At 63.9% G+C, this 23,454-nt stretch carries 24 protein-coding genes and 2 pseudogenes; 11 read left to right on the top strand and 15 right to left on the bottom strand.

Features of this window, described 5'->3' with window-relative positions:
* Window positions 1-46: 46 nt before the first annotated feature.
* Window positions 47-1,711 (bottom strand): L-lactate permease, encoded by a 1,665-nt coding sequence (locus AC0L3K_RS22390; protein ID WP_354201632.1) that lies wholly within the window; start codon window positions 1,709-1,711, stop codon window positions 47-49.
* Window positions 1,712-2,023: 312 nt separating this feature from the next.
* Between AC0L3K_RS22390 and AC0L3K_RS22395 the strand changes: the two genes are divergently transcribed.
* On the top strand, window positions 2,024-3,787 hold the full coding sequence (locus AC0L3K_RS22395; protein WP_007596961.1) for an ABC transporter ATP-binding protein/permease: 1,764 nt from the start codon (window positions 2,024-2,026) through the stop codon (window positions 3,785-3,787).
* Window positions 3,788-4,033: 246 nt separating this feature from the next.
* On the opposite strand, the gene AC0L3K_RS22400 is transcribed toward AC0L3K_RS22395, so the two are convergent.
* From AC0L3K_RS22400 to AC0L3K_RS22420, 5 genes and pseudogenes are all read right to left on the bottom strand, one after another.
* Complete coding sequence (locus AC0L3K_RS22400; protein WP_007596962.1) at window positions 4,034-5,035, bottom strand: TorF family putative porin; 1,002 nt, start codon at window positions 5,033-5,035, stop codon at window positions 4,034-4,036.
* Window positions 5,036-5,465: 430 nt separating this feature from the next.
* Window positions 5,466-5,825, bottom strand: coding sequence for a hypothetical protein (locus AC0L3K_RS22405; protein WP_007596963.1), 360 nt, complete (start codon window positions 5,823-5,825; stop codon window positions 5,466-5,468).
* Between the two features lie 99 nt (window positions 5,826-5,924).
* A pseudogene (gene glcF, locus AC0L3K_RS22410) lies at window positions 5,925-7,164 on the bottom strand (glycolate oxidase subunit GlcF).
* The gene (locus tag AC0L3K_RS22415) at window positions 7,161-8,399 is read right to left on the bottom strand and encodes an FAD-binding protein (protein ID WP_354201634.1); all 1,239 of its coding nucleotides are present in this window, start codon (window positions 8,397-8,399) and stop codon (window positions 7,161-7,163) included. The pseudogene glcF and the gene AC0L3K_RS22415 overlap by 4 nt, the downstream one beginning before the upstream one ends.
* 63 nt (window positions 8,400-8,462) lie before the next feature.
* Entirely contained in the window at window positions 8,463-9,956 is a 1,494-nt protein-coding gene (locus AC0L3K_RS22420; protein WP_007596965.1) for an FAD-linked oxidase C-terminal domain-containing protein, read from the bottom strand.
* Between the two features lie 273 nt (window positions 9,957-10,229).
* Here AC0L3K_RS22420 and cycA point away from each other — a divergent pair, with 273 nt between their 5' ends.
* Window positions 10,230-10,625 (top strand): cytochrome c-550 CycA, encoded by a 396-nt coding sequence (gene cycA / locus AC0L3K_RS22425; protein WP_354201635.1) that lies wholly within the window; start codon window positions 10,230-10,232, stop codon window positions 10,623-10,625.
* A gap of 18 nt (window positions 10,626-10,643) precedes the next feature.
* On the opposite strand, the gene AC0L3K_RS22430 is transcribed toward cycA, so the two are convergent.
* On the bottom strand, window positions 10,644-11,600 hold the full coding sequence (locus AC0L3K_RS22430) for an alpha/beta fold hydrolase (protein WP_354128666.1): 957 nt from the start codon (window positions 11,598-11,600) through the stop codon (window positions 10,644-10,646).
* Between the two features lie 326 nt (window positions 11,601-11,926).
* On the opposite strand from AC0L3K_RS22430, the gene AC0L3K_RS22435 reads away from it, so the two are divergent.
* Window positions 11,927-12,109: a hypothetical protein gene (locus AC0L3K_RS22435; protein WP_007596968.1), complete on the top strand. Its 183-nt coding sequence runs from the start codon at window positions 11,927-11,929 to the stop codon at window positions 12,107-12,109.
* 12 nt (window positions 12,110-12,121) lie between these two features.
* Here the strand turns inward: AC0L3K_RS22435 and AC0L3K_RS22440 are convergent, their stop codons facing one another.
* The 3 genes from AC0L3K_RS22440 to ykgO all read right to left on the bottom strand — a co-directional run bounded on the left by AC0L3K_RS22440 (window position 12,122) and on the right by ykgO (window position 13,381).
* Complete coding sequence (locus AC0L3K_RS22440; RefSeq protein WP_007596971.1) at window positions 12,122-12,382, bottom strand: hypothetical protein; 261 nt, start codon at window positions 12,380-12,382, stop codon at window positions 12,122-12,124.
* 124 nt (window positions 12,383-12,506) lie between these two features.
* Window positions 12,507-13,148 carry a tetratricopeptide repeat protein gene (locus AC0L3K_RS22445; protein ID WP_007596972.1) on the bottom strand — a complete coding sequence of 214 codons (642 nt, stop codon included), beginning with the start codon at window positions 13,146-13,148 and terminating at the stop codon, window positions 12,507-12,509.
* Window positions 13,149-13,255: 107 nt separating this feature from the next.
* Complete coding sequence (ykgO, locus tag AC0L3K_RS22450; RefSeq protein ID WP_006611362.1) at window positions 13,256-13,381, bottom strand: type B 50S ribosomal protein L36; 126 nt, start codon at window positions 13,379-13,381, stop codon at window positions 13,256-13,258.
* Window positions 13,382-13,704: 323 nt separating this feature from the next.
* Between ykgO and AC0L3K_RS22455 the strand changes: the two genes are divergently transcribed.
* Window positions 13,705-14,589 carry a 4-hydroxyphenyl-beta-ketoacyl-CoA hydrolase gene (locus tag AC0L3K_RS22455; RefSeq protein ID WP_007596981.1) on the top strand — a complete coding sequence of 295 codons (885 nt, stop codon included), beginning with the start codon at window positions 13,705-13,707 and terminating at the stop codon, window positions 14,587-14,589.
* A gap of 179 nt (window positions 14,590-14,768) precedes the next feature.
* Here the strand turns inward: AC0L3K_RS22455 and AC0L3K_RS22460 are convergent, their stop codons facing one another.
* Entirely contained in the window at window positions 14,769-15,116 is a 348-nt protein-coding gene (locus AC0L3K_RS22460; protein WP_219685374.1) for a MerR family transcriptional regulator, read from the bottom strand.
* 84 nt (window positions 15,117-15,200) lie between these two features.
* On the opposite strand from AC0L3K_RS22460, the gene AC0L3K_RS22465 reads away from it, so the two are divergent.
* The 3 genes from AC0L3K_RS22465 to AC0L3K_RS22475 all read left to right on the top strand — a co-directional run bounded on the left by AC0L3K_RS22465 (window position 15,201) and on the right by AC0L3K_RS22475 (window position 17,554).
* Window positions 15,201-16,211 carry a zinc-dependent alcohol dehydrogenase family protein gene (locus tag AC0L3K_RS22465; protein ID WP_354201636.1) on the top strand — a complete coding sequence of 337 codons (1,011 nt, stop codon included), beginning with the start codon at window positions 15,201-15,203 and terminating at the stop codon, window positions 16,209-16,211.
* 93 nt (window positions 16,212-16,304) lie between these two features.
* The gene (locus AC0L3K_RS22470) at window positions 16,305-17,036 is read left to right on the top strand and encodes a haloacid dehalogenase type II (RefSeq protein WP_354201637.1); all 732 of its coding nucleotides are present in this window, start codon (window positions 16,305-16,307) and stop codon (window positions 17,034-17,036) included.
* Window positions 17,037-17,077: 41 nt separating this feature from the next.
* Window positions 17,078-17,554: a YbaK/EbsC family protein gene (locus tag AC0L3K_RS22475; RefSeq protein WP_354168657.1), complete on the top strand. Its 477-nt coding sequence runs from the start codon at window positions 17,078-17,080 to the stop codon at window positions 17,552-17,554.
* On the opposite strand, the gene AC0L3K_RS22480 is transcribed toward AC0L3K_RS22475, so the two are convergent.
* Window positions 17,551-17,901 (bottom strand): hypothetical protein, encoded by a 351-nt coding sequence (locus AC0L3K_RS22480; protein WP_007596988.1) that lies wholly within the window; start codon window positions 17,899-17,901, stop codon window positions 17,551-17,553. The genes AC0L3K_RS22475 and AC0L3K_RS22480 overlap by 4 nt on opposite strands.
* 95 nt (window positions 17,902-17,996) lie before the next feature.
* Entirely contained in the window at window positions 17,997-18,980 is a 984-nt protein-coding gene (locus tag AC0L3K_RS22485) for a tripartite tricarboxylate transporter substrate binding protein (RefSeq protein WP_007596990.1), read from the bottom strand.
* Window positions 18,981-19,132: 152 nt separating this feature from the next.
* Here AC0L3K_RS22485 and AC0L3K_RS22490 point away from each other — a divergent pair, with 152 nt between their 5' ends.
* On the top strand, window positions 19,133-19,390 hold the full coding sequence (locus AC0L3K_RS22490; RefSeq protein ID WP_007596992.1) for a hypothetical protein: 258 nt from the start codon (window positions 19,133-19,135) through the stop codon (window positions 19,388-19,390).
* Between the two features lie 104 nt (window positions 19,391-19,494).
* Here AC0L3K_RS22490 and AC0L3K_RS22495 read toward each other — a convergent pair.
* Window positions 19,495-20,016: pseudogene (locus AC0L3K_RS22495) on the bottom strand (REP-associated tyrosine transposase).
* Window positions 20,017-20,072: 56 nt separating this feature from the next.
* Window positions 20,073-21,008 carry a LysR family transcriptional regulator gene (locus tag AC0L3K_RS22500; RefSeq protein ID WP_473366923.1) on the bottom strand — a complete coding sequence of 312 codons (936 nt, stop codon included), beginning with the start codon at window positions 21,006-21,008 and terminating at the stop codon, window positions 20,073-20,075.
* Between the two features lie 114 nt (window positions 21,009-21,122).
* On the opposite strand from AC0L3K_RS22500, the gene AC0L3K_RS22505 reads away from it, so the two are divergent.
* The 3 genes from AC0L3K_RS22505 (at window position 21,123) to wrbA (ending at window position 23,290) form a co-directional block, all read left to right on the top strand.
* Entirely contained in the window at window positions 21,123-21,875 is a 753-nt protein-coding gene (locus AC0L3K_RS22505) for an SDR family NAD(P)-dependent oxidoreductase (RefSeq protein ID WP_007596994.1), read from the top strand.
* 36 nt (window positions 21,876-21,911) lie between these two features.
* Entirely contained in the window at window positions 21,912-22,610 is a 699-nt protein-coding gene (locus AC0L3K_RS22510) for a pirin family protein (RefSeq protein WP_007596995.1), read from the top strand.
* A gap of 80 nt (window positions 22,611-22,690) precedes the next feature.
* A complete protein-coding gene (gene wrbA, locus AC0L3K_RS22515; RefSeq protein WP_007596996.1) occupies window positions 22,691-23,290 on the top strand; it encodes an NAD(P)H:quinone oxidoreductase in 600 nt (199 codons plus the stop codon).
* Window positions 23,291-23,454: the final 164 nt, after the last annotated feature.

Consider the following 23,454-nt stretch of genomic DNA (forward strand, 5'->3'; position numbering starts at 1 on the left):
CGAGGACCAACCTCGCGGGGATTTGGCTTGAAGCCGGCGTGGCCTGCTACTTCAGCACCATCGCCGTGAAGGGCCAGACATAGGCCTGCAACGTCACGAACACGCCGACCAACGAGGCCAGCACGATCGAGTGCCAGAACACGAAGCGCAGGATCGTGCCCTCATGGCCGTACCAGTTGGTCGCGGTCGAGGCGACCACGATCGACTGCGCGTCGATCATCTTGCCCATTACGCCGCCGGACGAGTTCGCCGCAGCCATCAGGATCGGCGACAGGCCGAGTTGCTCCGAGGTGATCTTCTGCAGGTTGCCGAACAGCACGTTGGAGGCAGTGTCCGATCCCGTCAGGGCCACGCCCAACCAGCCGAGCAGCGTGCCGAAGAAGGGATAGAGCACGCCGGTTGCGGCGAAGGCGAGGCCGAGCGTCGCGTCGACGCCGGAGAGCCGCGTCAGCGTACCGATCGCGAGCATCGCCGAGATCGTGATCAGCGAGATCGCGCACAGCCGGATGGTACGCCCGTATTCCGTCAAGAGCCGGCCAGGACCGACGCCCATCAGGAAGCCTGAGATGATCGCCGCAATCAGCATGCCCGTGCCGGTGAAAGAGAGATAGGTGAAGCCGAACACCGCGCTCTCTTTCGTCGGCCCTGGCGCGACCGGCGGCATCTTGTTGATCATCTGATGCAGCTCGGGAACGGGATAGTTCCAGGTGAAGATCGAATTCGCCCAGGTCTTGAATCCACCATTGCCCCAGATCAGCATCACGATACAGACGATGATCCACGGCAGCAGCGCGCTGAACAGCTCGCTCTGCGTCAGCGGCGTCTTGTCCATCGGTTTTGCCGCAGCCATGGTGGCGGCCGATTCATCGCGGCCGCGCAGCGCGGGGGACAGCCAGAGCTGCCTCGGCTGCCAGACCTTCAGGAACAGGATCAGCGCGCCCATCGAGATCAGCGATGCGCCGATGTCGACGATCCAGGGATTGATGAAGTTCGAGATTAAGAATTGCGGGACCGCGAACGACACGCCGGTGACCAGGATCGCCGGCCAGACATCCTTCATGCCCTTCCAGCCCGCGAACGCCCACACCACCCAGAACGGCACGATCAGCGAGAAGAACGGCAATTGCCGGCCGACCATCGCGCCGAGGATGTAAGGATCAAGCCCGGTGACCGAGGCCAGGCCCTGGATCGGTGTGCCCAGCGCGCCATAGGCGACCGGCGCGGTGTTGGCGATCAGCGACAGGCCGCTTGCTGCAAGCGGCGAGAAGCCGAGGCCGATCAGGACGGCGCCCGTGATCGCGACCGGCGTGCCGAAGCCCGAGGCACCCTCGAAGAACGCGCCGAACGAGAACGCGATCAGCAGCAATTGCAGCCGCCGGTCCTCGGTGACGCCGCCGACCGCGCGCTTGAGCAATTCGAAGCGTCCGGTGCTCACCGTCACCTGGTAGAGGAAGATGACGTTGAGAACGATCCAGCCGATCGGGAAAAAGCCTGTCACGATGCCCAGCACCGAGGCGCGGATCGACATGTTCGCCGGCATGGTGAAGACGAAGATCGTGATCAAATTGGCCACGATCACGGCGATGACCGCCGCGATATGAGCCTGGACGCGGCCGCTCGCGATCAGGACCAGCAATGTGACGACAGGGACTGCCGCCGCGATCGTCGACAGCACGGGGCTGTGCAACGGGTCATAAACTTGATTCCACATGATCTTCCTCCCCCACGCATGTGTGCTGCAGGCGGCCCGCGTGGACAGCCGATCCTGCTTGACGCTGAAGCGATAACCCCCGAGCCGGACGCGAATTCCTCGCGAATGCAGCGGTTCCCGTCCGCTCACAAGCTCGCGAAATCCCGGAGGCCCCCACCCCGCGCCGATGAGCCCCATGCTAGGGTTGCAAGCTGCGACAAGCCAACGCAAATTGCAGGACTCGCGACTTTAGTCTAAGCGCGCCGATTTCCGCCGTCGTCCCAGGTCTTTGGCCCGGGCAGTTGTGCACATCCCCTCAGGAGACAGAGCTCTGTGAAGAACATCAGCGCCACGCTCGCGATCGTCTGGCGAATCGCCGCCCCGTATTTCCGATCGGAGGACAAATGGGCCGGCCGCGGTCTGCTCGCCGCGGTCATCGCGATGGAGCTGGCGCTGGTCGCGATCGACGTCCTGGTCAACCAATGGCAGAACCGGTTCTACAGCTCGCTGCAGGCAAGCGACTGGGATAGCTTCGTCAGGGAGATCTGGATCTTCATCGGCCTCGCCTCCGCCTTCATCGCGCTGGCGGTCTACAAGCTGTATCTGAACCAGTGGCTGCAGATCCGCTGGCGGCAATGGCTGACCCGGCACTATCTGGGCGAATGGCTGCAAGGCGCCACCCACTACCGCATGCAGCTCAAGGGCGATGCGGCCGACAACCCGGACCAGCGCATCACCGAGGACGTCAAGAACTTCGTCGAGCAGACCCTGACCATCGGGCTCGGCCTGCTCTCGTCGATCGTGACGCTGTTCTCCTTCGTGATCATCCTCTGGGGGCTTTCCAACGCCGCGCCGTTGCACCTGTTCGGCGCCGACCTCATGATCCCCGGATATCTCTGCTGGGGCGCGTTGGTCTACGCGATCTTCGGCACGGCGCTGACGCACTGGATCGGTGCCCCGCTGGTCAATCTCAATTTCGAGCAGCAGCGCTTCGAGGCCGACTTCCGCTTCAACCTCGTCCGCGTCCGCGAGAATTCCGAGCAGATCGCGCTGCTCAAGGGCGAAGGCGCCGAGCGCGGCCGCCTGCTGGATCGCTTCGGCTTCGTGATCGGCAATTGGTACGCCATTATGAGCCGTACCAAGCGCCTCACCGCGTTCACCGCGAGCTATCAGCAGGCCGCCGTGATCTTTCCCTACGTGCTGGTGGCGCCGGCCTTCTTCGCCAAGAAGATCCAGCTTGGCGACATGATGCAAACCGCTTCCGCCTTCTCGAGCGTACAGGGCGCATTGTCGTTCTTCGTCACGGCGTACCGATCGCTGGCGGAATGGCGCTCGATCGTCGCCCGCCTCGACGGCTTCGAGATGTCGGTCGATGCGGCCGCGCACCTGCCGCCGCACGAGCCTGCGATTGCCCTCAAGGCCGCCGGCGGCAATCGCAATATCGCCCTCGAACAGCTCTGCGTGAACCTGCCGAGCGGCACGCCGCTGGTCGCCGCCGACGCCTTCTCCGTCCAGACGCCGGAGCGCGTGCTGGTGACCGGACCGTCCGGCTCCGGCAAGTCGACGCTGTTCCGGGCCATCGCCGGCATCTGGCCGTTCGGCACCGGCACCATCTTCGTCCCGGAAAAGGCGAAGCTGATGATGCTGCCCCAGCGCCCCTATTTCCCGGTCGGCGTGCTGCGCGACGCGGTGGTCTATCCGGCCGCGCCGGGCGCGTTCGAAACCTCACGCGTCAGGGATGCGCTGATCGCGGTCGGATTGCCTGACCTGGCCGAGCGTCTTGAGGAGGACGGTCATTGGAACCGGATGCTGTCGCTCGGCGAGCAGCAGCGGCTCGGGCTCGCCCGCGCGCTCCTGCATGCGCCGGACTATCTGTTTCTGGACGAGGCCACGGCCTCGCTGGACGAGCCGTCCGAGGCCCGCCTGTACCGGCTGCTGGCGGAGAAGCTGCCACAGGCCACCCTCGTCTCGATCGGCCACCGCTCGACGCTGGAAGCCTTCCATACCCGCAAGGTGACGATGGTGAAGCACGGCGCGATCCACGTCCTCGGTGACGGTGGTGTGCCGGTCGAGAAGGAGCCGAGCGCGGCGCGCTGAGACGGCTCGACCAAGCCCTGAGGCTATCGCCCTTCGTTGCGGCCATGCTTCGAGACGCCCGCCCTTGGCGGGCCCTCAGGATGAGGTCTGTCCTCGCGGTGAAAACCGTGCCCCCTCATGGTGAGGAGCCCGCCGGAAGGCGGACGTCTCGAACCATGCAGGCCCTCAGCCTGCGCCCCAAAAGTCCCAAAGCAAAAGGGCGGCAGGTTGCCCTGCCGCCCTCATCAAGTCGCTTCGGGAAGAAGCTTACTTCAGGTTGCTCATCGCCGTCAGGTCGAACGACAGCTTGGCAATGCCGGCCGCGCCGCACCAGTTGGATCCAGCGCCGCCCGGATTGATCGCGGTGACGTTGGTGGTGCCGGTGGCGTTGAAGGCGCTGGTGAAGGCGTTGCAATCACCCTTGTTCAGGTCGGTGTCGGAGTAACGCAGATCCAGCGTGAACACCTTGTAGGTGAAGCCGATGCCGATGTTCCAGGTGTTGTAGTCCTTGTAGGGGATACCGTTGGCGAAAACGGTGCCGACGCCGGTGCCGTAGAAGGCGTCCGAAGTTCCGAACCACTGCCGGCCGAATTCACCCGACACGTACATGCCCATGCCGGAGGGACCGAAGGCCGTGCTGGGCGCCGTGTATTTGGCGGTCAACGAAGCGTAGTTGCCCCAAGCACCCGAGTTCAGGAAGTTCGGCGAGTAGTACTCGGTCGCGCCGACCGTGAAGCTGTCGTTGATGGTGTAGTTCACCTTGCCGTAGACTTCGACGAAGCTGACGTCCTTCTTCATGACGTTGCCGTCGGCGAGGAAGATCGTGGTCGTGCTGACGCCGCAGACGTTGCCGCCGGGAATGCCGCCGGTGAGCACGTTGTCGGCGCAGCTGCCGCCCGGATACAGGTAGCCCCAGACACCGATGTCGAACGCGAAGGCGCCGAAGGTCGGGCGGATACCGCCGTAGATGTCGACTTCAGCAGCGGCGCGATTGGCGAAGGAGATGCTCTCGGCGGACACGCCGACGTAGAGCTGGAGGTCCTTGTTGACGTTGTAGCGCGGCTCGAAATAGGCCGCGACCGACGCTTTGTGGTTCGACTGCGTGACGCCGCGGAAGATGTAGTCGCTCATGATGGCGCCGCCGAAGGCGATATCCCAGGGATCGAACGCAACCACCGGGGCCTTCTTAGCCTTCACCGCCATGTCTGCCGCGAAAGCCGAGCCCGTCACCATTGCCAGCGCCGTTGCCAACAAAGCCACTTTTTTCATTTCGATCCCCATCACCAGTTCTATGACCCCAGCCGGATCCCGGAAGCCCCCGGAACGCACGACCTGATTGCAAATTTCGTAACTGCGGCAATCTGGATGGAGTGGCGCAAACCGAGAAGCAAAAAACGCGGGCATCTGCCGACTTTTTGGGCGTTCTGACGATTCCACGGCAGGTTGTCAGCCTGTGTGTCTTCTCGAACACATTATTTGCAATCCAAAGTGCACTGGGAGGCCCGGGTTAGTACGGGTCCTGCGGTACCGTGCTGCCCGCGCCACGAATCAGGCTGCTTCCGGACAAGACCATCCCTCGCGGCCCGTCTCGCCGATGCAAAAAGGGCCGCAGCATCACCGCTGCGGCCTTCCTGTTGTCGATCATGGTCGTCGGATTGGACCCAGCCCTTTGGCCTAACCTTGGGCCTGAACCTTGGGCCTAACCTTGTCCTTCGGCCGGCGTCGAGTCCGCAGAAGACGAAGGCATCGCCCAGCTTGTCTCGGCGGCGGGCTCAGGAGCCGGAGCTGCCGGCGTTGACGGCTTCGGCGCGGGAGCTGCCTTCGCCTTCTTCGGCGCCGCTTTCTTCGCAGCCTTCTTGGCGGCCTTTTTGGGCGCAGCCTGCTTAGCGGCCTTCTTGGCCGCCTTCTTCGGCGCGGCCTTCTTCGCAGATTTCTTTGTAGCCTTCTTGGCAGACTTCTTCGCAGACTTCTTGGCTGCCTTCTTTGCGGTCTTCTTCGCCGCTACTGCCTTCTTGGCCTTTTTGGCCTTCTTGCTTTTTTTCTTCTTCGCTTTCGCCATCGTGGTCCTCCTGTTGCCGCCGAACAATGGTCGATCGGGTGTCTTCAGCCGTCACCTCCGGACGAAAGCTCAGCCCTCGAAAGCTCGGTCTTCGAAAGCTCAGTCTTGCGCGTTCAATGCCGGCCGCGACCCGCCCGTAGCCCAATCGAGAAGCTCAATCGTGTGTACGACCGGAACTGACGTGCCACTGGCAATCTGCACCATGCAGCCGATATTGCCTGTGGCAATCATGTCCGGCTTGACGCTCGCGATGTTGGCGACCTTGCGATCACGCAACCGGCCCGCAAGCTCGGGCTGGAGAATGTTGTAAGTCCCCGCCGAACCGCAACACAAATGGCTCTCGGGCACATCTTTCACCACGAATCCGTTATTGGAAAGCAATTCTTTCGGAAGGCCCGTGATTTTCTGCCCGTGCTGCAACGAACACGCCGAGTGATAGGCGACGACGATGTTGTCCTGTCGCGCCGTGGCCGCGAGTCCAAGGCCGGCGACATATTCAGTGATGTCCTTGGCGAGCGCAGAGACCTTCGCCGCATCGGCGGCAAGCGCAGCGTCCTCGCGCAGAAGGTAGCCGTAGTCCTTGATCACGGTGCCGCAGCCGGACGCGGTCACCAGGATGGCGTCGAGCCCCTCGCCGGCCGCTTCCGCGCGCCACGCCGCGACATTGGCGCGAGCCCGCGCCAATGCGTCCTGGTCGTTGCCGAGGTGATGGGTCAGCGCGCCGCAGCACTGCTCGTCCCTGACCAGGACGACCTCGATGCCGTGGCGCGTGAGGAGACTGATGGCAGCCTGGTTGATGCGCGGCGCCAGCACCTGCTGGGCACAGCCCTGGAGCAGCGCGACCCGGCCGCGCTTCTTGCCGAGAGCCGCGAACACCCTGCCGCCGCCGGGGCGGCGGCAGGAACGCGGCCAGCGGGCGGGCCAGCCGCGCCAGCACCATGCTGGCGCGGAAACGCTGCGGGTCCGGCAGGACGAAGGCCAGCACCCGGCGCAGCAGCCGCTCGGCCAGCGGCCGCTCGTAACGCTGCTCGATCCTGACCCGGGCCTGATCGACCAGATGCATGTAATTCACCCCCGAGGGGCAGGTCGTCATGCAAGCCAAGCACGACAGGCAGCGGTCGACATGTTTGACCACTTCGGCGGTCGGCGTCTGGTCCTTCTCCAGCATCTCCTTGATCAGATAGATGCGGCCGCGCGGGCTATCGAGCTCGTCGCCAAGCAGCACATAGGTCGGGCAGGTTGCGGTGCAGAAGCCGCAATGGACGCAGGCGCGCAGGATCTTGTCGGCTTCCGCGATGTCGGGATCGGCGAGCTGCGCGAGTGAGAATTCGGTCTTCATGCCGCAACGCCCCGCGACAGCCGGCCCCGGTTGAGGATGGTCTTCGGATCGAAGCTGGCGCGGACCCGCTCGCTCAAGGCGGCAAGGCCAGGGCATTGGGGGTGGAATACATCGATCGTGCGCCTGATGTCCTCGGCCGCCCGGATCAGCGTAGCGTGCCCGCCGGCCGCATTTGCACGTTCGCGCACGGCCGCGGCATGCGCGTCCGGCTTCGGTGGCAACGCCGCCCAGATCAGTCCACCACCCCAATCGTAGATCAATTCGCCGCCGGTCTCGCGCGCCAGCAGCGTCCCGAGCGCCGCGCCCGACGCCGGCGGACAGACGATCCGCCAGACTGGCCACGCCCCCAGCGCGCCGTCAGCCGCGAACGGCAGGACGTCGCGGATCGTGGTCCACAGCGCCGCTGACACCGTGTCCTCGACGAGAGTTGCGGTTCCGAACGGCGCCAGCAATTCGCGCAGCGAGCCGGCACGGTGAGCGGCCGAGGCGGTAATGCCCTCGAGCCGCAGCACGGTCAGCGCCTCGCTTTGGCCTGCGATATCGCCGAGACCTTCGATCTTGGTCCGGAACGCCGATGTCGGCAGATGCGCGGCCCCGGAGACGTCGAAGGGCGAGCCGAGCGCCGCCGTCATCGCCTTGTTCGCGGCGGCATCGTCGAGCCCGCGCAGCAACAGCGTCCGCTCCGCCTCCGGCTTCGGCATCACCTTCAGCGTGACCTCGGTCATGATCGACAGCGTGCCCCAGGAACCCGCGAGAAGCTTACAGAGGTCGTAGCCCGTGACGTTCTTCACCACCTTGCCGCCGGTCTTGAAGCTGTCGCCGAAACCGGAGACAGCATGCGCCCCAAGCAGATGGTCGCGCGCCCCGCCCGCCTTGATCCGGCGCGGACCGGCCAGGCCAGCCGCGATCATGCCGCCGATGGTGCCGAGCGCGGGCGTGCCGAGCAGCGGCGCGGTGTTCATCGGCTCGAAGGCGAATTGCTGGTTCTTGGCATCGATCAGCGACAGCACGTCGGCCAGCGGCGCCCCGGCCTGGAGCGTGACAATGAGTTCGTTGGGCTCATAGGCGGTGATGGCATTCAGCGCGGAGACGTCGAGCACGGCGTTGGTCGCCATCGCATGACCGATGGCACGCTTGGAGCCATGGCCGATGATCTCGAGCGGCTGCTCATTGGCAATCGCCGCGCGCACCACCTCTTCGACGTCTTTGGCGTCTCGTACCTTGAGCGTATCCACGCCTGTAGCGGGTACCGAAGTTTGCAGCGAAAATCAAATTTGGCGCGTTGCAGCGAGGCGGCTCTAGAACCGCGGAATGTCGGGAAACGCCAGCTTGCCGGCATGGACGTGCATGCGACCGAGCTCGGCGCAGCGGTGCAGGGTCGGAAACACCTTTCCGGGATTGAGCAGGCCCTGCGCGTCGAAGGCGCATTTCAGGCGCTGCTGCTGGTTGAGGTCGATCTCGCTGAACATCTCCGGCATCAGATCGCGCTTCTCGATGCCGACGCCGTGCTCGCCGGTGAGCACGCCGCCGAACTCGACGCAGGCGCGCAAGATGTCGGCGCCGAAGGCTTCGGCGCGCTCGATCTCGCCGGGCTTGTTGGCGTCATAGAGGATCAGCGGATGCAGATTGCCGTCGCCGGCATGGAACACGTTGGCGCAACCGAGCTGGTATTTTTCGGATAGCTCGCGGATGCGCGCCAGCGCCTTCGGCAGCGCACCGCGTGGGATGGTGCCGTCCATGCAGAGATAGTCCGGCGAGATGCGGCCGACGGCGGGGAACGCGGCTTTCCGGCCGGCCCAAAACAGATTGCGCTCGGCCTCCGAGGTCGAGATCTGGCAGGTGGTCGAGCCGCAAGCGTTCGCAATCGTCTCGACCCGCGTGATCAGCTCATCGACCTCGATCTTGGGACCGTCGAGCTCGATGATGAGGAGGGCCTCGACATCGAGCGGATAGCCGGCATGGACGAAGGCTTCCGCGGCGTGGATCGCAGGCTTGTCCATCATCTCCATGCCGCCTGGAATGATGCCGGCGCCGATGATGCGCGCCACGCATTCGCCGGCCGCCTCGACTTGCGCGAATCCGACCATCAGCGCACGCGCCGTCTCCGGCTTTTGCAGGATGCGCACCGTGATCTCGGTGATGACACCGAGCAGGCCTTCCGAGCCGGTGATGACGCCCATGAGGTCGTAGCCGGAGTTCTCCGCCGATTTGCCGCCGATGCGCAGGATCTCGCCGCTCATCAGCACGATCTCGCAGCCGAGCACGTTGTTGGTGGTCATGCCGTATTTCAGGCAGTGCACGCCGCCGGAATTCTCCGCAACATTGCCGCCGATCGAGCAGGCGATCTGCGAGGACGGATCCGGCGCGTAGTAGAACCCGGCATGGGCGACGGCCTGGCTGATCGCGAGGTTGGTGACGCCGGGTTCGGTGACGACGGCGCGGTTGTCGAAATCGATCTCGCGGATGCGCTTGAACTTGCCGAGGCCCAGGAGCACGCCGTCTTCCAGCGGCAGCGCGCCGCCGGAGAGCGAGGTGCCCGAGCCGCGCGGCACCACCTTGATGCCTTGTCCGGCACAATATTTCAGGACGAGCGAAACCTGCTCGGTCGTGTCGGGCAGCACCACGACCATCGGCGGCTGCCGATAGGCCGTCAATCCGTCGGATTCATAGGCCCGCATCTCGGCAGGCGTATCGATCACGCCTTCGCCTGGGACGATTGCGCGCAATGCAGCCACGATCTCGGCGCGGCGCGCGAGCACGGCCTGGTCGCTCGCAGGCATCATGATGGCCATAACATTTCCTTCATGGCGTATCCTTCCGGCTGAGGCCGCACGATCGAATTGTCGCGGCAAATCAACCACGTCCGCGGTGGTTTGGGTAGGCCATCCGAAAGTCGGATCGACGATCTTGCGCGAGTTCGCTCTGGGACAAGTAGGAAATCGTGAAACCTGCCATGGTTTGGCGGCTTGTCCAATCCGGACAGGCCTGCCAAAACCGGCAGGTCCGACCATTGCCGATCAGGCATGCAACTGACCAGACCCCAGGGAAGAGACGAAGAGCACCCGATGACAAAACTGATTTTTGGCGCATTGACCATCCTCACCGCGATTGCCACCGCACCCGCCGCGATGGCGCAGGACGTCGCGGCCGGCAAGTCGTCGTTCAACAAATGCCTGGCCTGTCACGCGATCGGCGAAGGCGCCAAGAACAAGGTCGGCCCCGAGCTCAACGGCCTCGACGGCCGCAAGTCCGGCACCGCGCCGGACTACAATTATTCCGACGCCAACAAGAATTCCGGCATCACCTGGAACGAGGCGCTGTTCAAGGAATACATCAAGGACCCGAAGGCCAAGATCCCCGGCACCAAGATGGCGTTCGCCGGCATCAAGAACGAGAACGAGATCAACAATCTCTGGGCCTATGTGTCGCAGTTCGACAAGGACGGCAAGATCAAGCAGTAAGCGCGTAAGCGGCGGCCGCTAATCGGCGGCCGCCTGCGCCGGGACGATGTTTCCGATCATCGTCTCGATCTCCGTCTTGACGAGATCGGGCACCGCGTTCTGCACCATGTGGCCGAGATCAGGCAGCACGATCAGCTTGGCATTCTGCACGGTGGCAGCGAACGGGCGCGCGTGAATGTCGGTCTTCACCGTCTTGTCGGGTTCGCCGGCGATGATCGTGACTGGCGCCGATATCTCGCCGTAGCGGACGACCTGCACGGCGACCGCTTCCTTCAGCGTCACCAGATCATAGGCATTGGCGATGAACTCGCGCGGGCGCAGCAGCAGCGGCGTCGCGGAGTCCCGCACGAAACCATCCGGCATCATTTGCGGCAGGAAGACGTTGCGCGCGCCGGGCTCGCTCAGGAAATAGCCCAGCGGCAGGGTTATGGTGTAGGCGAGCAGCGGGCCGATCACGGGCGTTGCTATGATCTCGTTGTAGCGGCCGACGCCGCCGCGCCAGGGATGGGTGACGGGCGCGAGCATCACAAGGCCCGCGACGCGGCCAGGATGATCGAGCGCCAGCCGCGCGCCAAGCGCGCCGCTCCAGGAATGCACCACGAAGACCGCGCGATCGATCCCGAGTTTGCCGAGCGCCTCATCGATCATCCGCGCCTGCACCTCCGGGGTCGAATCCTGCCGCCGCGCCCGCGTGCTCCAGCCATGACCGGGACGGTCGATCAGGATGACGCGATGATCCCTGGCGAGGAGATCGCCGAGCGGCCGCCGCATCGCCTCGAGGTTGGAGCTCGCGCCGTGCAGCATCACGATCGGCAGGCCCGAATCGCGCGGGCCGATATCGACGAGGTGAAGCACGGCGCCATCGACCTCGATCATCCGGCCTTGCGGTGGAAAGGCGCGTTGCACGGCGAGGACGCCGGCCTGCGTGACCAGCGCCAGCACAACCAGCGCGGTCACGACTGACATCACGATCATGGATGGAATCCGGGCGATCCAGGGCACAGGGCAGTTACGTGGCTTGCGGGCGGCAGTTTCGCCCGGGGAGCCCCCGCGCTCCACTTGAAATACCGGGGCTGTGGATATGTGCATAATTCAAGCGGTAAAAACGCAACGAAATCAATGCTACTCCCCGCAGCACGCAAGCCTCGAAACAGCTTCATGCAGTCGTCATCGCGGCGTCCATATAATCGCCACGGTCGGTTCCGCCATTTAGACGCAGGTGAGCGCCGATCCTGCTCGCAACCCTCGGGGATGCGGGAAAGACCGGCAGGATTTATCCTGATTTGAACCGGAGAATTTCGATGAGCCTGAGATCCAAAGATACTGCGATCGACGAGATCGTGGCAAGCTGCCACGGCGACCTGCGCGGTGCTGTGCGCGCGCTGCTGCTGATCAACGAGCACCTCGAGACGGAGCTTGCAAAGGCCTACGCCGCAGCAGTCGATCGCGGCCTCGCCGAGCGCGAGGGCAGCGTTTTGCACTAGGTCGCTGTCGACCTAGTTCGTGCTGTCCTCGTCCTTTTCCTCGTCAGGCGTGGGTGCGGGACAGGCGCGGATGGTCGAACGGGCAAGCTTGGCGTCGGCCTTCGATTTGTAAGGACCGTCACCGAACCAGACGTCGCCGATGATCACGGGATTGCTGGTCACGATGTTGCATTTTCCGGTGGCGCGATTGCCGACCACCCAGAACAGTCCGTCGGCGAGGCTCGCCGTGCCCGACGCCAACAGCAATGTACCTGCAAAGATCAAACGCTTCATGGCTGTGCTCCCGCCATGAAGGTAGGCCTGCGGCGGTGCCACCCACACCCCTCGTGACGCAGCGCGTGTCATCGTGGTTAATCCGCCTGCGTTGCATTCGCTCGAGCAATGATCGACTTGTCCGCTAAATATCGCGGCCTTCGACCTTCTCGGTCAGCGCCTTGACCTGATCGGGGATCTTCTCGAGGTGCGGATTGACGGCGAGCGCCTTGCGGTAGGCCTCGAGTGCGCGCTTTTCGTCGCCGACCTCCTGCATGATCATGCCGAGGCCTGCGAGCGCGCCGAAATGGCGGGGCTCACGGATCAACACCTCGCGAATGTCGGCGAGCGAACGGCCATAATCGTTCTGCATGTAGTAGAGCGTCGCGCGACGATTCCAGGCCTCGATATAGTCGGGCCTGAGCTTGACGACCGAATCCAGCAGCTTGATCGCGACCTCGATCTTCTTTGCGTCGACCGCGGTCTTGGCCCGCGCCATCAGCAGCGCCGCGGTGTCGCTCGGGGTCTGGATCCAGATCGCCCAGATCCGCGCCTCGACGTGCTTGGCGCTGGCCTCGTCGGGCGCAGCTTTCAGCGCGCCGAACAGGAAATCGAGATTCTTGGTGCGGTCGACCTTGGGCAGCTTGGCCGGCGCTTCCGGAAGTTTCTTCTGCTTGCCGGGTGGGGTCGGTGGATCAATCTGCTGCGCCAGCGCCGGAGCGAGTCCGGCGGCTCCCAGCACAAGAGCCAGACACAGGGTGCGCGCGACGAAGAATCTCACTGCCATGGCCGAAGTCTAAACGCGCAAAGCCGCCCTTGCAAAGCAGGGGCGGCGTCAAACTCGTGTGAGACCGTGGTCTTGCGGGGCGCTCGCGAGCGTCCGGCAGGGCGAAATCAGCCCTGACGTGCCTTGAAGCGGCGCTGCACTTTGTTGATCACATAGACCCGGCCCTTGCGGCGGACCAGGCGGTTGGCGCGATGGCGACCGCGCAGCGATTTCAGCGAGTTACGGACCTTCATGGCAGAATCCTGAACGTTCGAAAGGCCGTGTTCGGCACTACCGTTTCGGCACGCGCGAATGAGGCAAAATGAGATTTTCCCGCTGGCGGACCGACCGCCCGGGACGGGGCGGTTCTTAAGGCATGGGAGGACCGGATGTCAATGTTAACTGGCCCGATCCCACCCAGCAAATTCAGGAAAACAACCCCATGCAAAGTAGAAGCGGCCGGATCGGCCCAATCAGCATCTCGGGCGACGCCTGTCCCACGACGCCTTGTCCCACAATGTCTTGCCAAATTCGTTATATCATATAATCAATTCGACAACCCGTCGGGAGGAAACCCATGCCGAAGCTGAAGCTGCCCAATATCGACGACGTCGTCGCCATCGATATCCACACCCACGCCGAGGAGCCCTGCGGCACCCATCCCGACGACGGCTATGACGACTTTCAGGCGCAGATGGCGGACTATTTCAAGTCGCCGCACAAGCATCCGCCGACCGTGCCGGAGACCGCCGCCTACTATCGATCCAAGAACATCGCCGCGGTGATCTTTCCGGTCGACGCCGAGCGCGAGACCGGCTTCCGCCGCTACAAGAACGAGGAGATGCTGGAGATCGCCTCCGACCATCTCGACGTCCTCATCCCCTTCGTCTCGATCGACCCGCACAAGGGCAAGCTCGGGGTGCGCGAGGCGCGCAAGCTGATCGAGGAATACGGGGTGCGCGGCTTCAAATTCCACCCGACCATGCAGGGCTTCTATGCCAACGACCGCATGGCCTATCCGCTCTATGAAGAGATCAACAATGGCGGCGCGATCGCGCTGTTCCACACCGGCCAGACCGGCGTCGGCTCGGGCATGCCCGGCGGCATGGGCATGCGGCTGAAATATTCCAACCCGATGTACATGGACGACGTCGCGGCCGATTTCCCCGACCTCAAGATCATCCTCGCGCATCCCTCTTTCCCCTGGCAGGAGGAAGCACTGTCGGTCGCGACCCATAAGCCCAACGTCTACATCGACCTCTCGGGCTGGTCGCCGAAATATTTCCCGCCGATCCTGGTGCGCTACATCAACTCGATCCTGCAGGACAAGATGCTGTTCGGCTCGGACTGGCCGGTGATCACGCCGGACCGCTGGCTGTCGGATTTCGCCAAGATCGACATCCGCGATGAGATCCGGCCGAAGGTGCTGAAGGCGAACGCAAGGAAGCTGCTGGGGATCTAGGGGCGCACTCGTCAGCGCATTGAGGGCTTCGACGCTGCTATCGAAGCCCTCATGCTCAGGTCCTCAAGGCTTAAGACTCAAGGCCGATGCTCGCGCCGCGCAGGTCCAGCACCCAGCTGCGGCCCAAGTTGCGGATGGCGGCCTTGGCGCGGTGAATCCGATGGCGGCGTCGCGCGCGATCAGTTCACGCTTGCGAGGAAGCCGGCCAGGATTGTCCGGCTTTCGCTGAGCGTCTCGATACGTTCGTCGATCAGGCCGACCTGCTGAGTGAGTATTTTTCGCAGCTCGTTGCACGGCGTGAAAGCCGGATCGTTGTTCCTTACGCAGGGGAGCAACCGCTTGATGGTTTCGAGCGTCATCCCCGCGCCGCCGAGCATCTTGATGCGCCGTACGGTTTCCTCTTCGGCCGTGCCATAGTCGCGATAGCCGGAGTTCGTCCGCAGCGGCGCAAGCAGTCCTTCGCCTTCGTAGTAGCGCAGCATTCGGACGCTGACCCCCGTCCGTCGGGAGAGTTCGCCGATTTTCATCTGAAGCCTCTTGACCCTCACAGCGCTGTCAGACCTTACAGACTTCGCTCGTCCAAGTGAATGCCACTTGTGAAGGGAGCAACGATGAAAGCCTACCATTTGAATGGCCATGCTGGTGCTGGCCGCCTTGCGTGCGTCGACGTCGGCAAACCCGAACCCGCCAATGGCGAGGTCCGCATTCGGGTCGAAGCGGCAAGTCTGAATTACCGCGACCTCCTGGTCCTCGACCGTGCAGGCCAAGGCGAGCTCAACGGACGCGTTCCACTCTCCGACGGTGCGGGTGTCGTTGACGCCATCGGCGCCGGCGTCGCGCAATGGCGGCTCGGGGACCGCGTCGCTGCATCGTTCTTCCGCGATTGGATCTCCGGGCCGTTCAAGTCCAGCTATATTCCGTCATCCCTCGGTGGCAACACGATGGACGGAATGCTGGCCGAGTATGTCGTGCTGCCGGCAACCGCGCTGGTCTCAGTGCCGGCGCATCTGTCCGCGGTGGAGGCAGCGACCCTGCCCTGCGCCGGCGTCACGGCTTTTCATGGCATCATCGCACGCGGCGGGATGCGCAAAGGCGACACGCTGCTGGTCCAGGGGACAGGCGGCGTCGCGCTGTTCGGGCTTCAATTCGCAGCGGCGCTGGGCGCGCGCGCGATCGTGATATCATCCTCGGACGAAAAACTCGCCCGCGCCAAGGCGCTGGGCGGTTCGATCCTCATCAACTACCGCGACACGCCGGACTGGGATGTCGCCCTGATGAAGGCGACGAATGGCGCCGGCGCCAGTCATATCCTCGAACTCGGCGGTCCCGGCACCTATGACCGATCGCTGCGATCGGTCGCTTCGGGTGGCAAGATCGTTCAGATTGGGGTTTTGACGGGGTTCGGTCCCAAGCCCGACCTCGCACGCCTGCAGTGGGAGAATGCCGACATCATCGGTGTCACCGTCGGATCGGCCGAACACTTTGTCGCGATGAATCGCTTCCTGACCGAGCATGCGATCCACCCGATCGTCGATCGGGTCTACGACTTCGACGAGGTTCCCGAAGCATATGCGCACCTGCGGACCGGCTCACATTTCGGCAAGGTCGTGATCAGGCTTTAGAAACCAGAGGCCCAAGTCGCGATTGCCTCTTGGACCGATTTCGCTGCGCCTTGTATAGTCCGTGGACCGCAACGATCCCGGGGGACAGGTGAATTGAGTCTCAAAGCCGTTGTCTTCGACGCCTACGGAACGCTTTACGATATCCAATCGGTCGCGGAGATCACCGAGGATGCGTTTCCCGGCTACGGTGAGATCATCACGCAGATCTGGCGGATCAAGCAGCTCGAATACACCTGGCTGCGCTCGCTGATGCGGCGCTACCAGGACTTTGCAGCCATCACGCGCGACTCGCTCGCCTATACGTTGCGCGTGCTCGGGCTCGCTTACGAGAACGAGGCATTCGAGCGCGTGATCGAGAAGTACCTGCATCTCGATCTCTATCCGGATGCGACGGCAGCGCTCACGGCTCTGAAACCGCGAAAACTCGCCATCCTCTCCAACGGCAGTCCGGACATGCTGAATGCGCTCGTGCGCAACTCCGGTCTCGACGCCCTGCTCGATGCCACGATCAGCGTCGACGCGAAGAAGATCTTCAAGCCGAGCGCGGAGGCCTATGAGCTGATCGGCGAGGCGCTCGGCACCGCGCCGGACGAGGTGCTGTTCGTCTCCTCCAATCCCTGGGATGTCGCAGGCGCGAAAGCATTCGGACTGAACGTTGCCTGGATCGAACGGGTGAGGCCCGAAGCGATGGCACTGGCTTGCGTCGAGAACGAACTCGTGGCACCGCTGACGATGTTCAAGGCGATCCGCACCCAGATGGACGAGCTCGGCTTTGCGCCGGATCATCGTGTCCGGGCGCTCTCTGAGCTGCCAAGGATTGCTTAGGCGTCGCCGCCCGCCCTTAAGTCTGGAATGAGCCGACCTGAATGAGCCTTCAATCCGTTCGCGATTTCTTCGCCGAAAAAGCCCCCGACATCACGGTTATCGAATCCCCGATCAGCTCCGCGACCGTGCCGCTGGCCGCCGAGGCCTACGGCGTCGAGCCCGGAATGATCGCCAAGACGCTGTCCTTGCGGATCGGCGAACGCGTCATCCTGATCGTCGCGGCCGGCACCTCGCGCATGGACAACAAGAAGGTGAAGGCGGCGTTCGGCGGCAAGCCGAAGATGCTGGGGCTGGAAGAGGTCGCGGAGGTCACCGGCCACGAGGTCGGCGGCGTCTGCCCGTTCGGACTGAAGGCGCCGCTGCCGGTCTATTGCGACATCTCGCTGAAAGCGTTCGACGTGGTGGTGCCGGCTGCCGGCTCGACCCATAGCGCGGTACGGATCACGCCGGAGCGGATGGCCGAGCTGACCGCGGCGGAATGGGTCGATGTCTGCGAGACCAGATCCGAAGCGCGCTAATCATCCTCGTCGTAAGGCCGGGGCTGGGTCGCCGGAGGCGGCGGCGCAGCATTGTATCGTGGCGCCGGCGCGGCGCGATTGCCCGGAACCTGCTGCTGCGGCGGCATCTGGTTGTTGGACTGGAACACCGCGCGACAACCGCTGGAGAGCTGGGGCGTATTCTGCCGCAAGCAGGCCGTAATGCGGCTCACATCAGGGATCTGGTCGCTGCACAGCCGCCATACATCCGGCGTGCAGGCCATCTGCTGCTCCATGGTTCCGCGATACTCTTCAGCGGATGCAACGCCCTGCGCGGCGATGCCGCCGATCGCAAGCGCCACACCCAGCGCAATCCGCTCTGTTCGCATGTCCGATTCCTTCGCGAGTCTCTCGAATTCTGCTGAATCAATGAGACGCGGGGAGGTTCTGGACCAACAAAAAATTGTGAAAACGGGCCAGGAACCTATTCGACCTTGCCGATCTTCTTCACCGCCGCAATCAGCCGCGCGCTGTCGACCGCCACGAACTCGGCAAACGCCGGCGCGTCCTGATAGGCAACGAGACTGCCCGACGTTTCGAAGGCCTTGAGCACGTCGGGGCTCGTCATCACCTGCGCCATTGCCTCGCGCAGGCGAGTCGCGATCGGGGCAGGAAGAGCATTCTGGGCAAAGAGTCCGGCCCAGATGTACATCTCGACGTCCTTGTAGCCGAGCTCCTGGAAGGTCGGCACATCGGGGAAGCTTGCGATGCGCTTGGCGCCGCAATTGCCGAGCACGCGCAGCTTGCCGTCCTCCACTTGCGGCTTCAGCGTTCCCGGTGCGGCGGCGATCGCCTGCACGGTGCCGCCGAGCAGCGCGGTGAGTGCCGGTCCGGCGCCGCGAAACGGCACATGGAGCAGCTTGATGTCGGCGCTGCTCGCAAACATCTCCATCGCCACATGCAACGTGCCGTAAGGCCCCGACGAGCCATAGGTGATCTGGCCGGGACGCTTCCTGGCATCCTCGACGAAATCCTGCGCGGTCTTCCACGGCGCCGAGGCCGGTACCGCGAGCAGCGTGGGATCGGCCAGCACCCGCGCGATCGGCATGAACTGCGAGAGCTCGTAGGCGACCGGACGGTCGAACAGCCGGTCGGCCTCGGGCAGCACCGCGAGCGAGGACAGCGTCATCAGCAGCGTGTAGCCGTCAGGCTCGGCGCGCGCCGCCGCGGCGTTGCCAACGGATCCACCGCCACCGCCGGCGCGGTTGTCGACGATGACCGCTTTGCCGAGGATTCGCTCCAGCGCCTGTGCGACGGGGCGCGCCGCGAGATCCGCCTGGCCGCCGGCTGGAAACGGCACGATCATGGTGACGTTGCGAGTGGGATAGGCTTGCGCGAAAGCCGCGCTCGACAACGCAGGCAACAACGGCAATGCGGCAGCGGCGCGCAGGACATCGCGTCGATCCATGGCAGACTTCCCCCCTGTTTTTTTGTGTCGCCAGCCTAGCGTGACCCTCCGCAAGAACAAGCCGCGCGGCGGGATTAACGAAGCATTATCCATGTTCCGCCCGGTCAGGAACGTCCCCTGGACCCTCCCGTTGCCTCCCAGGGAGTGGAGCGATGAATAGACTTCAGACCATTGACGTGGCGCTGGACGAGATGCTGGTGAATCTCGCCGCTATCGTGTTGCGGCTTTCAAAGCCTGACGTGACACGAACGCCGGAAGCGCAACGCGCATTGGCGCAATCCGTGCATCAATACGCGGTGTGTGCGGCACGCTCGAGCGATCCGCGCGTGCACGAATTGAAGACACAGCTGGAGGGGACGTTGCGGCCGGCCTTGCGCGTGGTCGCGATCGACGGCGTGAAGGTATCGTAGTCGAAGATTGGTGGGCACGCTTCGCTTTGCCCACCCTACGATAGCTGTGCGGCGAGGTGCCGTAGGGTGGGCAAAGGCGCGCTCTTCGCGCGCCGTGCCCACCATCATTCGCCGAATTGCCCGGCAACGTCCCGCATATCCCCTCCCCAATCCACGGGAAGGGTGCCTTGATCAACATAGCGGTGGAAGCTGCTGAACGACCAATCGCGCACACGCGTGACGAGGCCATGCTTCACGGGATTGAAGTGTATGTAATCAACGTGCCGCTCCAAGTCAGCATCGTCGCGAATTGAGTGCTCCCAGAAGCGGCGCTGCCAGATGCCCTTCTCGCGCTTCCTCGACTTACTGATTGAACGCTCGCCGGCCTCCAGCCGCCGCGAAAACCCACCCTTGATCAGATTCCATCGCGACGAAAAGTCGGCGTCATCCTAAGGCAACGCCCAGATCGCATGGAGGTGGTCAGGCAAGATACAAATCGCGACGGTCTCGAACGGCCGGCGTTGCACGACCGTTCGGTAAATCTGGCGTAGGCGATCAACCTGGTCGACGAGTAGCGTACTTGACCGATCAGCTAGCACGACGGTGAAGAAGAACATGTTGCCTTGCGCTCGGCGGTACTGAGGCACTTGCGATTCCTCGCGTGAATTGGTGGGCACGCTTCGCTTTACCCACCCTACGGCACCTACGCTGTTCGCTCGCTCTTCTTCACCCGCCGTTTGCACGTACCCGGCAGTTTCGCTGCGAGAAAATCGCCGAGCGCCTCGACGCGTGCGGGGCGCGGGCCGCCGGGTGGCGTCACCAGATGCACGGCGCCTTCGACCTGCTTCCAGTCCTTCAGGATCACTTCGACCTCGCCGGAGGAGATGGCGTCGCCGACGATGAATTCTGGAAGGTCGGCGATGCCGAGGCCGGCGATCAGCGCCGGCATCACCGCGTCGCCGTTGTTGGCACGGAGCTGTCCGCCCGGACGCACGCTGGCCTGCTCGCCGGCCGCATTGGTGTAGTGCCAGACGTTCGGCGTCGAGAGATAGGCGTAGCTGAAGCATTTGTGCGCGGCCAGATGCATCGGATGCGTCGGTCGTCCCTCGCGCTTCAGATAGGACGGCGCGGCCACAGTGAAACGCGGCATGGTGAAGAGGCGCCGCGCGATCAACGAGGAATCCGGCAGCCGCGCGATCCGCACAGCCATGTCAAAGCCCTCGCCGATCAAATCGATGGTCGCATCGCTCAGATGCAGGTCTACCGAGACTTCGGGATAGGTTTCGAAGAACTCCGGCAGCAGCGGCGCCACCGCCTTGATCCCGAATGTCATGGGCACGGCGAGCCGCACCAGGCCCCGCGGCGCGACCGACTGCGCCAGCGCCTCGTTCTCCGCGGCTTCGCCATCGGACAGCAGGCGCGTCGCACGCTCGGCGAGCTTATGGCCAGCATCGGTCAGCGCGAGCCGGCGTGAGGTGCGGTTGAACAGCCGGGCGCCGAGCCGCTCTTCGAGGCGCGTGACCGCTTTGGACACCGTCGCCTTGGACATCGCGAGCTCGCTCGCGGCCCCCGCAAACGACCGTAATTCCATAACTTTTGCGAAAATCGCGAGTGCCTCGAAATCGGGAAGTTTGGCCATGGCGGGTCCGATCGGGATGTTTTTGGAAACAATACGTTTCAACAGTTTCTATTTATATACCACAGGCGGAGGCTTATCCAAGGGTCATCAGACATTCAGGACTGGAGAAATCCAATGACCAAGAAGCTCTCAGGCAAGGTTGCCCTCGTCACCGGCGGCTCGCGCGGTATCGGCGCGGCCTCTGCCCGCGCACTCGCCGATGAAGGTGCTGATGTCGCCATCAGCTACGTTGCCTCTCCCGAAAAGGCGGAAGCGGTCGTCACCGAGTTGAAGGCCCGGGGCGTCAAGGCCCGCGCCTTCAAGGCCGACCAGGCCTCGGCCAAGGACGTGACGCAGCTCGTCAAGGCCGTCGCGAAGGAGTTCGGCCATCTCGACATCCTCGTCAACAATGCCGGCGTCGCGAGCGGCGGCGCGATCGACGATGCCAATGCCGACACCGAAGCGCTCGCCCGCCAGGACGCGGTCAACGTGCATGGCGTGATCGCGGCGATCCGCGCCGCTTCGCAATTGATGGGCGAGGGCGGCCGCATCGTCACCGTCGGTTCGATGCTTGCCGACCGCGCCTCGTTCCCGGGCCTTGCCGACTACGTCGCCACCAAGGCGGCCGTGGTCGGTTACACCAAGGGCGCAGCCCGCGACCTCGGCCCGCGCGGCATCACCGTGAACGTGGTGCAGCCCGGCTCGATCGACACCGACATGAATCCGAAGGACGGCGGCGAGTTCGCCGAGACCCAGCGCAAGCAGCACGCGCTGCAGCGCTTCGGCCGTCCCGAGGAAGTCGCCGCCGGAATCGTCTTCCTCGCAAGCCCGGAAGCCTCCTTCGTCACCGGCGCGGTGCTCAACGTCGACGGCGGTTTCGGCGCCTGAACAAGGCGCCACCCGCCAAAACAAGGAATTACGCAGATGATCGAACTCAGACCTTTCGCAAAGCTCGGCGGCGCCGATCACGGTTGGCTCAACGCCAAGCATCATTTCTCCTTCGCAAGCCATTATGACCCCGACAACATGGGTCACGGCGCCTTGCGGGTGTGGAACGACGACGAGATCGCGCCGAACACCGGCTTTCCAGCCCATCCCCACGCCAACATGGAAATCATCACCTATGTGCGCGAGGGCGCGATCACCCATCAGGACAGCCTCGGCAACGAGGGACGCACCGAAGCGGGAGACGTGCAAGTGATGAGCGCCGGCAGCGGCATCCGCCACTCCGAGTACAATCTGGAGCCGAGCAAGACCCGGATCTTCCAGATCTGGATCGAGCCGACCGCGCGTGGCGGACAGCCGACCTGGGGCTCGAAGCCGTTTCCGAAAGGAGACCGCTCCGGCAAGCTCGTCACCATCGCGAGCGGCTTCGAGCAAGACACGGACGCGCTGCCGATCCGCGCCGATGCGCGGGTGCTCGCCACCACGCTGAAGGCAGGCGAGAGCGCGGAGTACGTGCCGCACAAGTCGCGGCACCTCTATCTCGTGCCCGCGGCGGGGTCGGTCGAGATCAACGGCGTGCGCGTCAACGCCCGCGACGGCGCCGCGATCCGCGACGAAGACAGTCTGAAGATCACGGCATTGGAAGATTCCGAGATCGTGCTCGTCGACGCGGCTTAGAAACGCATTCGTCATGCCGGCTTGTCCCGGCATGACGCTCCCGACACCCACCATCAAATCTGCATCCAACGGAGATCATCATGACCAAAGTTCTCGTCCTTTATTATTCCGCCTATGGCCACATCGAAGCGATGGCCAATGCCGTCGCCGAGGGCGCGCGCGAAGCCGGCGCCACCGTCGACATCAAGCGCGTGCCCGAGCTGGTGCCGGCCGAGGTCGCGAAAGCCTCCTATTACAAGGTCGACCAGACCGCCCCGATCGCCAAAATCGAGGACCTCGCCAATTACGATGCGATCATCGTCGGCACCGGCACCCGCTTCGGCCGCATGGCCTCGCAGATGGCGAACTTCCTCGACCAGGCCGGTGGTCTCTGGGCCAAGGGCGCGCTGCACGGCAAGGTCGGCGGCGCCTTCACGGCGACCGCGACCCAGCATGGCGGCCAGGAGACGACGCTGTTCTCGATCATCACCAACCTCTTGCATTTCGGCATGGTCGTGGTCGGCCTGAACTACGGCTTTGCCGGCCAGATGAAGCTCGACGAGGTCACCGGCGGCGCGCCCTATGGCGCCACCACGATCACCGGCGGCGACGGCAGCCGGCAGCCCAGCGCCAACGAGCTCGCCGGCGCACGCTATCAGGGCCGCCAGATCGCGGAGACGGCCAGGAAGCTGCACGGCTGAGCGCGGTTAAGCTTTACGCCTGAACCACTGCATGGCAGGTGCGATCTGGGCGGCATTCTCTTCGGGGGATGCCGCCCCATCTCTGTGGTCAGGATATTTCACCAAAAGCGATACGAATGGCTTTCGAACTCTTGTTGATCGCGCAGATGATCCGCAGGCCCGCT

It is taken from the genome of Bradyrhizobium sp. MI1.10, assembly GCF_055811035.1.